The organism is Streptomyces sp. H39-S7 (genome assembly GCF_027158205.1).
GTDB lineage: Bacteria > Actinomycetota > Actinomycetes > Streptomycetales > Streptomycetaceae > Actinacidiphila.
In genome coordinates, this window is sequence record NZ_JAPVLU010000058.1 from 1 (window position 1) to 14,012 (window position 14,012).

Here is a 14,012-nt window from a genome sequence, read left to right on the forward strand (position 1 = left end):
GTCGACGCGGCTCTGCGCGCCCTCGTCGACGGTGGCGTACCGCAGGAAGGCGTAGGCGAGCTTCTTGTTGCCGCTCGCCTCGGTGAGGGCCAGCGAGCTGCCGCCGTTCTCGGCGGTGACCTTGGCCCCGCTCTGCCACTGCGGCATGGGCGCGACGCGCCACTTGCCGGTGCCGCCCTTGACACCGGATTCCAGGGGGCCGGGCATCCAGGCGCCGGTGACCAGCGAGGCGATGGTGCCGTCACCCAGCCCCTGGTACCAGGCGTCGCTCCAGGCGGTGACCGGGGAGAGCAGCTTGCCGCTGACGAGCTGCTGCCAGGCGGCGGTGAACTTCTTGGCGCCGGCCTCCTCGAAGTTCACGCCGACCTGAGTGCCGTCGACGGTGTACGGCTTGCCGCCGGCCTGCCAGATCATGCTGGTGGTGAATCCGGCATCGCCGGTGTCACTGGTGAGGTACGCCTTGGGGTCGGCCGCGTGCAGCTTCTTGGCCGCGGCGAGGTACTCGTCCCACGTCGTCGGCACCGCGATCTGGTACTTGTCGAAGACGTCCTTGTTGTAGAACAGTGCCATCGGGCCGGAGTCCATGGGCAGGCCGTACACGCCCTTGGCGCCGGCGTGCACGGAGCCCCACGGGCCGGGCGTGAAGGTGGAGTTGAGCTGGTCCGCGCCGAAGGCGGTCAGATCGGCGACGGACTTGGCGAGGGTGAACTGCGGCAGGGCGTAGTACTCGATCTGCGCGAGGTCGGGCACGCCCTTTCCGGCCTTGACCGCGTTCTGCAGCGCCGTGTACTCGTCCTTGTTGGTGCCGGCGTTGACCAGCTTGACCTTGACCTTGGGGTACTTGGCCTGGAAGTCGGTGACGACCTTCTGCAGGGTCGGCTCCCAGGCCCACACCGTGATGCTGCCGCCGGTGTCCAGGGCGGCCTGGAGGTCGGCAGCGGACGCGGGCTTCGCGCCGGCCGAGTCCTTGGAGTCGGAGGAGCCGCAGGCGGTCGCGGTGAGAGCGACCGACAGGGCGGCCGCGCCCAGCAGGAGGGCGCGACGGCGGGCTATCGCCATGGAGGTGTTCCTTTTCATGAGGGTGTGGTCAGGCGTGGTCGGGGTGCGGGGGAGGGAGGGTGAGAGGGGGTGTGGGCCGGTCAGCCCTTGACGCTTCCGGCTGCCAGGCCCGACTGCCAGTAGCGCTGGAGCAGCAGGAACGCCACGATCAGGGGCACGATGGTCAGGAGCGATCCGGTGATCACGAGGTTGAACACCACATCCCCGCCGACGGTGGCGGCCTGGGCGTTCCAGCTGTTGAGGCCGAGGGTGAGCGGATACCAGTCGGGGTCCTTCAGCATGATCAGCGGCAGGAAGTAGTTGTTCCAGGTCGCGACCACGTTGAAGAGCAGCACGGTGACCATGCCGGGTGCCAGCATCGGCATGCTGATGGAGAAGAACGCGCGGAACTCGCCGGCGCCGTCGACCCGGGCCGACTCGAGGATCTCCTTCGGGACGGCGTCGGTGGCGAAGGTCCACATCAGGTACAGGCCGAAAGGTGAGATCAGCGACGGGATGATGATCGCCCACGGGGTGTCGGTCAGCCCCAGTTCGGAGAACATCAGGAACGTGGGGACGGCCAGCGCGGTGCCGGGCACCGCGACGGCGCCGATGACGGTGGCGAACACGGCCTTCTTGCCGGTGAAGTCGAACTTGGCCAGCCCGTACCCGGCGAGCGTGGCGAGCAACGTCGCGCCGCCCGCGCCGACCACCACGTACAGCAGGGTGTTGAGCAGCCAGCGGGTGAAGATCCCGTCGTTGTAGGTGAAGGTGTCGGCGATGTTGCCGAACAGGGCGAAGTCGCCGTCGAACCACAGGCCGAAGGAGTCGAACAGCCCCTGCTGGGTCTTGGTGGCGTTGACCGCCAGCCAGACCAGCGGCAGCAGCGTGTAGACCAGCATGATCGCCGTCAGAGCGGTGAGGGTGGCGCTGCGCCGCTTGGGGCGCGAGGAGGGGCGGGCGGCGCGGAGCGTGAGCGGGCCGGACGACCGGGCGTCGGGGCGCCGTGCCGGGCGGGGCCGGTGCCGGAGGCGGGGAGTGGTGGTCGCCATGGTCAGAGTTCCTTCCGCATGCCGCGCAGCTGGACGGCGTAGGCGATGACCATGGTGATCACGCCCATGACGATGGCGATGGTCGCCGCGTAGTTGAACTGCTGTCCGGCGAAGGACAGGGAGAAGGCGTACAGGTTCGGGGTGAAGTCCGAGGTGATCGCGTTCGGCGCGAGGTTCTTGAGGATGCTCGGCTCGTTGAACAGCTGAAAGCTCCCGATGATCGAGAAGATCGTCGCGATGATCAGGGCGCCGCGCAGCGCCGGGAGTTTGATCGCCCGGATGATCCGCAGCTGTCCCGCACCGTCGATCTCCGCGGCCTCGTACAGCGCCGGATTGACCGTTCGCAGCGCCGAGTAGAGGATCAGCATGTTGTAGCCGACGAACTGCCAGGTGACGATGTTGCCGATGGACGTGAGGACCAGGTCGGGGGAGAGCGGGTCCGGAAGGGTGATCCCGAACGCGTCGTTGAGGTTGCCGACCAGGCCGAAGCGCGTCCCGTACATGAAGCCCCACATGAGGGTGGCGACGACGGCCGGCACCGCGTAGGGCAGGAACACCGCGAGCCGGAAGAAGCTCGATCCGTACAGGCGGCCGCTGTCGATGGCCAGGGCGAGCAGGAGCGCGAGGAACAGCATGATCGGCACCTGCACGGCCAGGAAGGTCGCCACCCGCCCGAAGGACGACCAGAACTGCGCGTCGCCGAACGCCTCGGTGTAGTTGTCGGCGCCGACGAAGCTCGTTCCGCCGATCAGCCGGGTGCGGAACAGGCTCAGGTAGATCGAGTAGCCGATCGGTGCGAGGAAGACCAGCGCGAACACCGCCATGAACGGCCCCACGAACTGCCAGCCGGTCCATGACCGCCGTCCGGGGGCCGTTGGCCTCGCGGCGGGTCGGGCCCCCGCCTGGGGTGATGCGGCCACCATGTCGCTCCTTGCTCCTCGCTGCGGGGACACCGGCCGTCCGGGGGACGGCGGGTGTTTACGTAAACATCGTGCTGAGCACAAGGCGCCGACCCAAGCCGTGCGGGGAGGCCGAGCGACCGGGTGGCGCAATGTTTACGTAAACTTGTGCGGTAGCGTGGCACCCGTCACGGCGATCGGTCAAGGTTTCGCGGACGTTACGTTTCCGTGGCCCGCACCGGACGGCGACGAACGGACGGAAACAGGGGTGAAGGGGCGATGGGCCTGAGTGAGCGGGGAGCACAAGATCCTGTTCCTGCCGGCGGCGCGCAGCGCGGCGGCTCGGGCATTCCGGGCGGACGCCGCAAGCAGCGCGTGTCCATGGCCGACGTCGCCCAGCGCGCGGGCGTGTCGTCCCAGACCGTCTCCCGGGTGTCCAACGGCCACCCCGGCGTGATCGGCTCGACCCGCGAGCAGGTCCTCACGGCCATGCGCGAACTGGGCTACCGCCCCAACAGCGCGGCCCGTGCCCTGCGGTACGGGCAGTTCAACACCATCGGCGTGATCCTCCACGGCCTGTCCACCACCGGTAACAGCAACACCGTGGAGGCGATCGCGACCCAGGCCGCCGCCGAGGGATACGCGATCACCCTGATCCCCGTCGACACCCCGACCCAGGACAACGTGCTGGGCGCCTTCACTCGGATGGGTGAACTGGCCGTCGACGCCGTCATCGTCTTCATGGAGATCCACCTGCTCGACGCCGGCAGCGTGGCCCTGCCGCCCGGCGTGCACGTGGTCGTCGTGGACTCCGACGCCGGGGACCGCTACCCCGTGGTCGACACCGACCAGGCGGGCGGCGCCCGGCGTGCCGTCAGCCACCTGCTCGACCTCGGCCATGCGACGGTCTGGCACGTGGCCGGCCCGGAGTCGTCGTACGCCAGCGAGCGCCGGGCGCGGGCATGGCGCACGGTCCTGGAGGACGCCGGACGGCCGGTGCCGCCGCCGCTGCGCGGCGACTGGTCGGCCGATTCGGGCTACGCGGCCGGCCTCGCCCTCGCCGAGGAGCCGCAGTGCACCGCGGTGTTCGCCGCCAACGACCAGATGGCGCTCGGTCTGCTGCGCGCCTTCCACGAACGGGGCAGGGCCGTCCCCGGCGACATCAGCGTGGTCGGTTTCGACGACATCCCCGACGCGGCCCACTTCATTCCGCCCCTGACCACGGTGCACCAGGACTTCGCCGAGGTCGGCCGGCGCAGCGTCCAGGAAGTCCTGCGCCAGATCCGCGAACACGACGTCCCGCGCTCCGGCACCGACATCGTCTCCACCCGCCTGACCGTACGGAACAGCACGGCGCCCCCGCGCGGACCCGCATAGCCGACCAGGGCGCCGTGTGTGGTGGTGGGGGCGGGCGGGGCCCGCCCCCACCACCGGCTTGTCAGTGGTTGACCAAGGTGCGGTCGAGGAGCGGCAGCAGACGGTCCCAATGGTGCTGCAGTGCGGCGGGGTTGAACGCGTCGGTGTCGGACATCGTGAAGCCGTGGACGGTACCGGGATAGATCTCCGAGGTGTAGTCGACGCCCGCCGCGTCCAGCACCTGATGGAGCTCGCCGAGAGCCTCGGGCGTCAGGTCGGTCTCCGCGTGGCCGAAGTGGGCCTGGCCGGTGAGGCGGCGCAGGCTGTCGGGCCCGTCGACGCCCACCGGGCCGTGGAATCCGGCGATGGCGGCCACTTGGCCGGGATGGGCCACGGCGGTGCGCAGGGCCAGCAGGCCGCCTATGCAGTAGCCGGTCACCGCGACCGGTCCTGCGCCGACTTCGGACCGGGTGGTGAGAAACGCGAGGTAGGCGTCAGCGTCGCTCAGGACCCGTTCGGGGGTGTGTGCCTCGATCAAGGGCATCACCTGGGCGATGACCGCGGACCGCACCTCCTCGCCGATGTACGCGGGAAGTTCGATCACCGGTGTCGGGCCGTGCCGGTAGAAGAAGTTGGGGACGAGCACGTAGTACCCGTGCCGAGCCAGTTCGCAGGCCATCTCCCGCACGGTGGGCCGGATGCCGAAGGCGTCCGCGTACATCAGCACCCCTGGGTGCCGCCCGCCACCGTCGGGAAATGCGGCGAGGGCGTCGGCCTGGCCGTCCGCGGTGGGGATGTGCAGCATCTTGGTGGGCATGGGTTCTCCTGTCGTGGGTGACGTGTCGAGCTCTGCATCAGCACGACAGGAGGCGGAGCCCGCGCCGTAGCGCCGGCTCCTCGATCCCACAGCGGGCCGCTGTCGGCCCGTACGGCGCTCAGGGGAGCGCCGGGTCACCAATCCGTGTGTGGCGCAAGGCCGTCCCGGTAGTCATCGCCGCACAACCTAGCCCACGGGACAGGAGCGATGCCAGCCTCCTGGGAGTCCGCGGCGCAGGCCCGCCCCTCACGGGCACAAGGTCCTTGCCCATCGCCTGGGATTTGAGGATACGACTCAGCCCGGGCGGGCTTCGGCCTCGATCTGGGCGATCTGGGCGGCGAGGATCTCTTCGAACGCGGCGCGGCGGTCCGCTCCGAGGGGGCGGAGGTCGCGGGCGAAGTGGGCCAGGGCCGGGAAGCGTTCGGGGTCGGCGCCGAGTACCGCGACGCGGAACAGCTCCATTCCCTGTTCGTGCTCTTGGGGCGTGACGGTGCTGATACCGGCTTCGGAGGCGATCAGGGCGGCGATGAGGACCGCGGTGCGGTGGTAGCGCGCCGGGATCGCCTCGTCGGGCAGGCCCGAGGCGCGCAGCGCCTGCAGGGCCTCTTCCATGACCAGCCGGGAACCGGTGCCGCTCGACGCGTAGCGTCCCCAGATCGCGGCGAGCTGGGGCTGTTCGCCGAAGGCCCCTCTGACGTGCAGGGCCAGGGCCATGAGGCGCTGCTTCCAGTCGCCCTCGGCGTGGTAGCCGTTCATGGCGGCCAGGAGGATCCGGTCGGCGACCGCGCGCAGCAGTTCGGTCTTGCTGCGGAAGTGCCGGTAGAGGCTGGAGGAGTCGGTCCCGAGTGCCGCGGCCAGCTTGCGCACGCTGAACGTCTCGGCGTCACTCGTGCGCAGCAACTCCGCAGCCGCGTCCAGGATCTCTTCGGTCGACCAGCGCCTTCGGCCTGTCATGCGACCCCTCTCGTCGAGATTCACCCTAACGTATGCACTTGGTGTTGCACGCACCGCGTGCATAATGAGGGCATGGGCGTGCCGCCCGGCCCGGCAACAGGCGGGGCGGGCGTGCTGTTCGTGCCCGTTTCCCGGGTCGCACGGCCGACGAGGAGCCGCCCCCGGGGCAGACGAAAGGACGCATGTCGTGAGGAAACCGCTGGATCCCGCGGAGTTGGACGCCGCCATGGAGAACGTCCACCGCGCCGGAATGCCGGGCCTGTTCGCCGAGGTGCGGGACGGCGAACAGGTCTGGTGCGGCGCCGCGGGGGTCGCCGATGTCGCTACCGGTCGCGCCGTCACCGCCGACATGCGGCACCGCGTCGGCAGCATCACCAAGACCTTCACCGCCGCCGCGATTCTGCAGCAGGTCGAGCAGGGCCGGATCGGTCTCGACACGCCGATCGGCCACTACCTTCCGCAGTTGGTCCCCGGAGAACGCGGAAGCGCGATCACGATCCGGATGCTGCTCAACCACACCAGCGGCCTCGCCGAGTACCTCCCGTACGCCTACCCCTCCCTCAAGGCGTTCCCCGTCCTCGCGGACACCAGCCCCCAGAGCCTGGACGACAACCGGTTCACGCGGTTCCACCACGCCGAACTGATCGAGATGGGGGTCAGCGCACCTGCCGTCGGCGCCCCCGGCGGACCGTTGGGGGTGTACTCCAACACCAACTACCTGCTCCTGGTCGAACTCCTGCGACAGGTGACCGGCACTACGGCCGAGCGGTACATCACCCGCAACGTCATCGAGCGCGCCGGCCTTCGACACACCTCGTTCCCTGCCGACCCGTACGTCAAGGGGCCGCACTCGCAGATCTACGAGTCGTGGTTCGGCATGATCGACCCGCCACGCGACTACAGCGTCTACGACATGTCCTGGGTGGGGCCGGCAGCCTCGCTGATATCGACCGTCACGGACCTCAACCGCTTCTTCCGCGAGCTGCTGGCCGGCGAGATCGTCAGCCCGTCGTCCCTGGAGCAGATGCGGCGCACCGTCCCGGTCGTCTCCCAGGAAGGGAAGACGATCGACTACGGCCTCGGCCTGCACCCGACGGAAGCTCCCCATCAGGGCACCTTCTGGGGCCATGGCGGCACTGTCTGGGGTGCGGGAACGCTGAGCATGATCCGTGCCGACGGCAAGCGGCAGATGTCCGTCGCGGTGAACCTGCAACGGTGGAACAAGCTCGACTCCGCGAGCAGGCCGCAGCCCCACCCCATCGACGCCGCGCTGGCGGTCCTCCACCGCGTGGCGATGTACGGATGAACGGCCAGGGGCGCGCCGCCTTCACCTACGGCGCGCCGCAACCGGTCGCCACCTCAACCCAGTCGCCCAGGGCTTCAGTTGCTTATGGTCGGCGCCCGTGGCGCTACCCTGCTGTGTCGTGCAGACGACGCGCCTTGACCTTGCCCGGATCCGGGCGGCCCGCCGAGTGATCGACCCGCTCTTTCTCGACTCTCCGCTGTACCGCTGCGAGGCCCTGGAGCCCGACCTCGGGTGCGCGGTGAGCATCAAGCTCGAAACGGCGAACCCGGTCCGCAGCTTCAAGGGCCGCGGCACCGAGCTGGTTGCGAGCCTGCTCGCCGACCAGGGCTCGCGGGCCGCGGTGTGCGCCAGCGCGGGCAACCTCGGCCAGGCCCTCGCCTGGTCCGGTCGCGGCCGGGGGCTCGACATCACCGTCGTGGCGTCCCGCTTCGCGACCGTGGCCAAGCTCGATCGCATCCGTGCGCTGGGCGCCGGCCTGGAACTGGTGGACGGCGACCACGAGATGGCTCGCGAGCGCGCGGCGGCCATCGCGCGGTACGAGGGCATCCGGCTGCTCGAGGACAGCCTGGACATCGAGACCTGCGAGGGCGCGGCGACCATCGGCCTGGAACTGGTCGACACCCCGCCGTCGTTCGACACTGTCCTGATCGCCCTCGGCGGCGGGGCGCTGGCCACCGGCGTGGGTCACGTGGTGAAGGCCCTGGCTCCCGAAGTCGAGGTGATCTGCGTTCAGCCGCTGGGCGCGCCGGCGCTGACCCACTCATGGCGCCAACGGCGGGTCGTCACCACCGAATCCACCGACACCATCGCTGACGGCGTCGCCGGCCGCTATCCCATCCCGGCCGTCCTGGACGACCTTCTCCTGGTCGCTGACGACGCCGTCCTGGTGCGGGAGGCGTCGATCATGGCCGGTATGCGGATGCTCCTCGAGCATGCCGGCCTCGTGGTCGAACCATCGGCCGCGCTCGGCATCGCGGCGATCCTCGAGGACCGTGACCGCTACGCCGGCCGCCATGTCGTCACCATCGTGTGCGGCAGCAACGTCGACATGGACGCCTATCACCGCTGGGCCGGCGCGGCACCGTCCCGGGCGGCGGGGTCCTGGCCGAGCTGAGGGGGAACGCCCGCGTGGCTGCGCGCGAAGGCCCGCCGGGTCCGGCCGCGCGGGGGAGCGCGGCCGGACCCGGCGGGCCGGAGCTGCGAGGGTCAGCTCTTGGGCAGGGCGTAGGCCCGCGCGGCGGGCACCTCATGGGCCGGTTCGACGGTCACGAGGCCGCCCGGGGCCTGCTTGGAGGGCTTTTGGATGAAGGACTTGTAGGTGGACGGCTTGGCGCGGTCGGAGAAGTCGAAGGACACCCCGAGGATGGTGAGGCTGGACTGCTTGCGGTGGGCTGCGGCGATACCTTCCCGGGTGAGGTCCTTGGCCTTGCACGCTGCCTTGAGGTCCTCACCGAGGACGCTGATGGTGTCCCAGCCGCTGATGACCCCCGTGTCCAGCAGGTCGTTGGGGTACTTGGCCTTGTAGTCGGTGGCGAGCTTCTTGACGCCGGGTTCGTCGGAGCCGAAGGCCGGGCCGGGGCTCACCAGGTAAAGCTGCTTCTCCAGGGCGGGGCCGACCGGCGTGGCCAGCAGCTGCGGTGCGAATCCGGGCGCGTTGCTGAGCACCGGTACGGCGAATCCCAGCGCGGCGGCGGTGCCGACCAGAGCGGCGGTCTGCTTGGGGCCCGCGCTCAGCAGGATGGCCTTGACACCGGCCTGCTTCAACGCGGTGACCTGCGCGGTCAGATCCTGATCGGTGGGCTTGATCTTCTGGCCGACGATGGTCAGCTTGTGCTGCTGGGCGGCGTAGGTGGCGCCGGCGAGGGCGTTCTCCCCGTACTCGCCCTCGAAGTAGACATGGCCGATCTTGTCGCCCGGCTGGAGCTTGGCCGTGCGGACGATGAAGTCGACGCCGTTGATCATGTCGATGTCGTAGGTGGAACCGACCACCTGGATGTACTGGTTGCCCAACAGGCTGGAGGCCCATCCCAGCGGAATCGTCAGCAGGTGCTTGGCCTCGATGTCCTGCCGAAGGGAGGCCACGACCGGAGAGCCGATCACCTGGGACAGGGCGACCACGTTCGGCTCCGTCTCGGTGAACGCGGACACCGCCTTCTGCACGTCGTAGCCGTGGTCCTTGACGGTGATCCGCACCTGGCGGCCGCACACACCGCCGGACGCGTTGAGCTGATCGGCGTAGAGCTGCTGGGCGTTGACGATGCTCTTGCCGAGGGAGGCGTAGGGGCCGGTGAGGTCGGTCAGGGCTCCCAGGGTGATGGTCGTGTCCGTCACACCCGGCCCTGTCTTGAGGCCGTCGCTGCCCGCTGAGTTGGTTCCGGTGTCGCCTTTGGTGCTGCAGGCGGAGGCGCCGAGGGCGAGTACGGCCAGAGCGGCTGCTGCGGGGACGAGGCGAGGGTGTCTCACGGTGTCTGCTCCTTTGAGGAGGGGCCTCCGAGGCCCTGGGGCTCGGAGGTGGTGCGGCTGAGGAGAGGGAAGCGTCTGCTGCGGCGGGTGCTGTTGCCGCGGGGGCGCCGGTGTGCCAGTGCGGCGAGGCCGCCGGGTGCGAAGATCAGGATCAGGACGATCGCGGCGCCGTAGAGATAGCGCGCCGCGTCGCCCGGGGTCACGCCGGATCCGGCCGTCCCGGGGGCGGTGAGCAGCGGCAGGTGGTCGGCGTACTTGGTGAGGAGCTGCGGCATCAGAGCGACGAAGACGGCCCCGGCGACGGCGCCGCCGACCGACCCGAGGCCGCCGATGACGATCATCGCCAGGTAGTCGATGGAGAGCAGCAGCCCGAAGTGGTCAGGGACGACGCGCTTGAACACCAGGGCCAGCAGGGCACCGGCGGTGCCGGCGTACATGGAGGAGACGATGAAGGCGCCGGAGCGGTAGCGGGCGATGGGAACTCCCATGACGGCGGCGGCGATCTCGCTGTCGCGAATGGCTGCCATGGCCCGGCCGGGACGTCCGCGCAGCAGGTTGCGCGCGGTCACGATGGCCACCGCCACCAGCGCCAGGCCGAGGTACCACAGGCGTTCCAGCCCGCCGAAGGGGACACCGAGGACGGCGAGGGGTGTGGCGTCGGTGAAGGAGAACCCGAAGAGCTCCATCGCGGGTACGGCGCGGCCGTTGAATCCGCCGGTGATGTCACGGGCGTTGAGCATCACGTGGTGCCCGATGAAGACCAGGGCGAGTGTCGCGATGCCCAGGTACATACCGCGCAGCCGGCCGGCGATGGGGCTGAACAGCCCGCCCGCCGCGCCGGTGAGGGCGATGGCGAGGACGAAGGCGGCCACGGGTGGCAGGCCGAGCCCGGACAGGTGGGAGGAACCGGTGCCGGACGGGTCCCCAGCCAGCCACACGTAGCCGTAGGCGCCCACCGCGAGGAAGAAGGCGTGACCCAGTGAGAGCTGTCCGGTGGTTCCGGAGAGCAGGTTCAGGCCGATGGCGCCGATGACGGCGGCCATGGCGAACAGCCCGGTCTGCAGCCAGAACGACGAGACGTAGAGGGGGAGGGCGAGCAGCAGCAGTACGGCGGCGGCGAGGGTGCCCGCCCGGGATATGCGGCCGGTGCGGCGAGCGGGGGCGCCACCCGGGCGGGCGGGGGAGGCCGGCGCCGGGGGAGGGGAGACGTTGGGCGACAGTGTTTCAGACACGGGTCAGCTCCTTGGATCCCAGGAGACCGGTCGGCCGTACCAGGAGCACGAGCACCATCACGAGATAGGGCGCCACGTCGGAGATTCCGCCGCCCAGGGCGCTCAGTTCGCTCTGATAACCGGCGGCCATCGCGGAGGTGAGGCCGATGACGAAGCTTCCGATGAGGGCGCCGGCGGCAGAGTCCATGCCGCCGAGGATGGCGGCGGGAAAGGCGCTCAGGGCTACCTGGCTGGTGGTGCGGTCCAGTCCGGGGGCGGGAAAGGCGGCGAGGAACACCGCGGCGACGGCCGCCAGCGCTCCGGCGACGCCCCAGGCGATGAGCCGTACGCGGTTGAGCCGGATGCCCATCAGGGAGGCGGCCTCCGGATCGGCCGAGGCCGCCCTCATGGACAGGCCCCAGCGGGACCAGCGGAACACCGCGAAGAACACGCTGATGAGGACGAGGGCCACCGCGATGGCGGCGAGCCGGGATTCGGCGACGGTGACGCCGCCCAGCCGAACCACCTCGGAGCCCCAGGGATCTCCCATGCTGAGGAAGTCGGCGCCCACCCGGCGGTTGAGTTCGGTGCCGAGCAGGACGTCCACACCGATCGTCAGGATCGTCAGGGTGTGGATCTCCGCCCCGCGCAGCCCCCGCGCGGCCAGCACCTGCACCAGCGCCGCCAGCGCCGCCGCGAGCGCCGCGCCGACGATGACAGCCGCGATGAAGCCGATCCTGTCGTGCAGCCGTGCGACGGCGTAGCCGCCGAACAGCAGAAGCGAGCCGTGGGCGAAGTTCATGACGCCCGAAGCCTTGAAGATCACGACGAAGCCCAGGGCTATCAGAGCGTAGATGGCTCCCAGCGCCAGCCCGTTCAGCATGATTTCGGCCAGCTTGATCACAGGTGTGTCCCTTCGTCGTGCGCGCCGGTGTCCTGGGCGGGGGTGTCCGCGGCGGGTGTGTCCTCGTCCGTCCGGCCGAGGTAGGCGCTGATGACGGCCGGGTCGCGCTGGATCCGCTCGGGCGGCCCGTCGGCGATGCGCCGGCCGAAGTCGAGAACGGTCACCGCGTCGGCGATCCGCATGATCAGACCCATGTCGTGCTCGACGATGAGGATCGAGATGCCCAGGGCGTCGCGGACCATGGCGATGGTTTCGGCCATGGCGGCCCGCTCGGTGGGATGCATGCCGGCGACGGGTTCGTCCAGCATCAGCAGCTTGGGTTCCATACACAGCGCGCGCGCCATCTCCACGCGTTTGCGGTCGCCGTAGGCCAGCGAACCGACCGGCTTGTCGAAGACGGGGCCCAGGCCGAGGAAGTCCGCGATCTCGGCCGCACGCTCCCGGTGGCGGCGCTGTTCCCGTACCACCGAGGGCAGGCGCAGCGCGGTGGCGGCGAACCCCGCCCGGGTCAGACTGTGCCGCCCGAGCATGAGGTTCTCGGCCACGCTCCCGTTGGTGAGCACGATGTTCTGGAAAGTGCGGGCCACTCCCAGCCGGGCGATGCGGTGCGGCGGCAGGCGGGTGAGGTCCTGGTCCGCGTAGCGGACCGATCCGGCCGTGGCGCGGTACACCCCGGACACGACGTTGAAGCAGGTCGACTTGCCCGCGCCGTTCGGCCCGATGAGGGCGTGGATCGTGCCGGGCGCCACCGTGAAGGAGACGGCGTCCAGGGCCAGGAGGCCGGAGAAGCGGACGGTCAGCGCGTCGACCGTCAGGACGGGCACCTGTTCCAGCTCCGGCGCCTGCGCCGGGACCGCTGTCGCGGCGGCCTCGTGTGCCGTGCCGAGGGCGTCGTGGCTCATCCGTTCCACCTGCTCAGTTCGGTCAGTCCTGGTCCGGTCGGGGACAGGGCGCGCGCGGAGCCGGTGGCGGGGACCACGTCCTCCGCCTCCGTGCCGGGGTCGCTGACCTCGCCCAGGTACAGGCGGCGCACCTCGTCGGTGCCGGCGAGGTCGGCCGACGCCCCCTCCAGCCGCACCTGTCCCACGTCCAGCACCGAGGCGCGGTCGGACAGCTCCAGCGCCATGGAGGCGTTCTGCTCCACGAGCAGGACGGACGTTCCCTGGGCGTTGATCTCGCGGATGATCCCGGCGATGCGCTGGACCATCAGTGGTGCCAGCCCCAGGGAGGGCTCGTCGAGCAGCAGCAGCCGCGGGCCGGCCATGAGGGCACGGCCGATCGCGAGCATCTGCTGCTCGCCGCCGGACATCAGCCCGGCGGCCTGCCGTCGCCGTTCGGCCAGCACGGGGAACAGGGCGAAGACGCGTTCTCGGGCCGCCCGCCGCTCGGCCGCACCGCGGCGGCGGGCGCCGAGGAAGCCGGCCCGCAGGTTCTCCTCCACCGACAGGGCGCCGAAGACCCGGCGGCCCTCGGGTACCTGCACCACTCCGGCGGCCACGGACTGCGCGGAGTCGCCCGTCAGACGGGTGTCGCCGAAGTGGATCGTGCCGCTGTCCACCGTGCCCCGATGGAGCGCGAGCGTGCCGGAGACGGCACGCAGCAGCGTGGTCTTGCCTGCGCCGTTGGAACCCAGGACCGCGACGATCCGCCCGTGCGGGACGGTCAGGGACACCCCGTGCAGGGCGCGCACGGACCGTCCGTAGGTGACGTGGAGATCACTGACTGACAGAGATCCGGCTTGCGCCGGTGGAGGGCTCATCAAGGTCTCCTCGTGGGACAGCGGCAAACGAGCGGGGTCGGTGCCAACTGGGCGTTACGAGAGCACGGGCATGGTGGAGAGGTCCATGCCCGCCCGAAGAGCCACTGCCCGCTCCCATCCGGAGGCCTCCCGGCTTGTGACGGGACACAACCTGTCCTGCTCATGGCGCGGAATCATCACGGTTTGGTTGAGCTCTCGCCCCCAGGTAAGCAACTGCTTAGCATGTGGTTTTCGCGGTGTCTCAACGCCCTGT

At 70.1% G+C, this 14,012-nt stretch carries 13 protein-coding genes; 3 read left to right on the forward strand and 10 right to left on the reverse strand.

The window, feature by feature from the left end; genetic code table 11:
• From O3X23_RS36980 to O3X23_RS36990, 3 genes are all read right to left on the reverse strand, one after another.
• On the reverse strand, positions 1–1,059 hold a 1,059-nt coding region (locus O3X23_RS36980; protein ID WP_269277355.1), incomplete at its 3' end, for an ABC transporter substrate-binding protein.
• An 80-nt stretch (positions 1,060–1,139) separates the two neighbouring features.
• Positions 1,140–2,090, reverse strand: a complete 951-nt coding sequence (locus tag O3X23_RS36985) for a carbohydrate ABC transporter permease (RefSeq protein WP_269277358.1) — start codon at positions 2,088–2,090, stop codon at positions 1,140–1,142.
• Between the two features lie 2 nt (positions 2,091–2,092).
• Positions 2,093–3,013 carry a carbohydrate ABC transporter permease gene (locus O3X23_RS36990; RefSeq protein ID WP_269277361.1) on the reverse strand — a complete coding sequence of 307 codons (921 nt, stop codon included), beginning with the start codon at positions 3,011–3,013 and terminating at the stop codon, positions 2,093–2,095.
• Between the two features lie 357 nt (positions 3,014–3,370).
• Between O3X23_RS36990 and O3X23_RS36995 the strand changes: the two genes are divergently transcribed.
• The gene (locus tag O3X23_RS36995) at positions 3,371–4,366 is read left to right on the forward strand and encodes a LacI family DNA-binding transcriptional regulator (protein WP_269277364.1); all 996 of its coding nucleotides are present in this window, start codon (positions 3,371–3,373) and stop codon (positions 4,364–4,366) included.
• Positions 4,367–4,427: 61 nt separating this feature from the next.
• Here O3X23_RS36995 and O3X23_RS37000 read toward each other — a convergent pair whose 3' ends face one another.
• Together O3X23_RS37000 and O3X23_RS37005 are read right to left on the reverse strand one after the other, a co-directional pair.
• Positions 4,428–5,162 carry a dienelactone hydrolase family protein gene (locus O3X23_RS37000; RefSeq protein WP_269277366.1) on the reverse strand — a complete coding sequence of 245 codons (735 nt, stop codon included), beginning with the start codon at positions 5,160–5,162 and terminating at the stop codon, positions 4,428–4,430.
• 294 nt (positions 5,163–5,456) lie between these two features.
• Positions 5,457–6,116 carry a TetR/AcrR family transcriptional regulator gene (locus O3X23_RS37005; protein ID WP_269277369.1) on the reverse strand — a complete coding sequence of 220 codons (660 nt, stop codon included), beginning with the start codon at positions 6,114–6,116 and terminating at the stop codon, positions 5,457–5,459.
• A gap of 187 nt (positions 6,117–6,303) precedes the next feature.
• Between O3X23_RS37005 and O3X23_RS37010 the strand changes: the two genes are divergently transcribed.
• Both O3X23_RS37010 and O3X23_RS37015 read left to right on the forward strand, forming a co-directional pair.
• Positions 6,304–7,422 (forward strand): serine hydrolase domain-containing protein, encoded by a 1,119-nt coding sequence (locus O3X23_RS37010; RefSeq protein WP_269277372.1) that lies wholly within the window; start codon positions 6,304–6,306, stop codon positions 7,420–7,422.
• A gap of 118 nt (positions 7,423–7,540) precedes the next feature.
• A complete protein-coding gene (locus O3X23_RS37015; protein ID WP_269277375.1) occupies positions 7,541–8,536 on the forward strand; it encodes a threonine ammonia-lyase in 996 nt (331 codons plus the stop codon).
• A 92-nt stretch (positions 8,537–8,628) separates the two neighbouring features.
• Here the strand turns inward: O3X23_RS37015 and O3X23_RS37020 are convergent, their stop codons facing one another.
• The 5 genes from O3X23_RS37020 to O3X23_RS37040 are packed head-to-tail and all read right to left on the reverse strand — an operon-like array spanning position 8,629 to position 13,759.
• Positions 8,629–9,885, reverse strand: a complete 1,257-nt coding sequence (locus O3X23_RS37020; RefSeq protein WP_269277378.1) for an ABC transporter substrate-binding protein — start codon at positions 9,883–9,885, stop codon at positions 8,629–8,631.
• Positions 9,882–11,117 carry a branched-chain amino acid ABC transporter permease gene (locus O3X23_RS37025; RefSeq protein WP_443048090.1) on the reverse strand — a complete coding sequence of 412 codons (1,236 nt, stop codon included), beginning with the start codon at positions 11,115–11,117 and terminating at the stop codon, positions 9,882–9,884. The genes O3X23_RS37020 and O3X23_RS37025 overlap by 4 nt, the downstream gene beginning before the upstream one ends.
• Entirely contained in the window at positions 11,110–12,000 is an 891-nt protein-coding gene (locus tag O3X23_RS37030; protein WP_443048091.1) for a branched-chain amino acid ABC transporter permease, read from the reverse strand. The genes O3X23_RS37025 and O3X23_RS37030 overlap by 8 nt, the downstream gene beginning before the upstream one ends.
• Positions 11,997–12,902 (reverse strand): ABC transporter ATP-binding protein, encoded by a 906-nt coding sequence (locus O3X23_RS37035; protein ID WP_269277381.1) that lies wholly within the window; start codon positions 12,900–12,902, stop codon positions 11,997–11,999. Before O3X23_RS37035 ends, O3X23_RS37030 begins: the two co-directional genes overlap by 4 nt.
• Positions 12,899–13,759 carry an ABC transporter ATP-binding protein gene (locus tag O3X23_RS37040; RefSeq protein WP_269277384.1) on the reverse strand — a complete coding sequence of 287 codons (861 nt, stop codon included), beginning with the start codon at positions 13,757–13,759 and terminating at the stop codon, positions 12,899–12,901. Before O3X23_RS37040 ends, O3X23_RS37035 begins: the two co-directional genes overlap by 4 nt.
• Positions 13,760–14,012: the final 253 nt, after the last annotated feature.

Bases quoted from the DNA above. Each gene is read 5' to 3' on its own strand.
- O3X23_RS36985 (WP_269277358.1), bottom strand. From the start codon at position 2,090: ATGGCGACCACCACTCCCCGCCTCCGGCACCGGCCCCGCCCGGCACGG.
- O3X23_RS36990 (WP_269277361.1), bottom strand. From the start codon at position 3,013: ATGGTGGCCGCATCACCCCAGGCGGGGGCCCGACCCGCCGCGAGGCCA.
- O3X23_RS36995 (WP_269277364.1), top strand. From the start codon at position 3,371: ATGGCCGACGTCGCCCAGCGCGCGGGCGTGTCGTCCCAGACCGTCTCC.
- O3X23_RS37000 (WP_269277366.1), bottom strand. From the start codon at position 5,162: ATGCCCACCAAGATGCTGCACATCCCCACCGCGGACGGCCAGGCCGAC.
- O3X23_RS37005 (WP_269277369.1), bottom strand. From the start codon at position 6,116: ATGACAGGCCGAAGGCGCTGGTCGACCGAAGAGATCCTGGACGCGGCT.
- O3X23_RS37035 (WP_269277381.1), bottom strand. From the start codon at position 12,902: ATGAGCCACGACGCCCTCGGCACGGCACACGAGGCCGCCGCGACAGCG.
- O3X23_RS37040 (WP_269277384.1), bottom strand. From the start codon at position 13,759: ATGAGCCCTCCACCGGCGCAAGCCGGATCTCTGTCAGTCAGTGATCTC.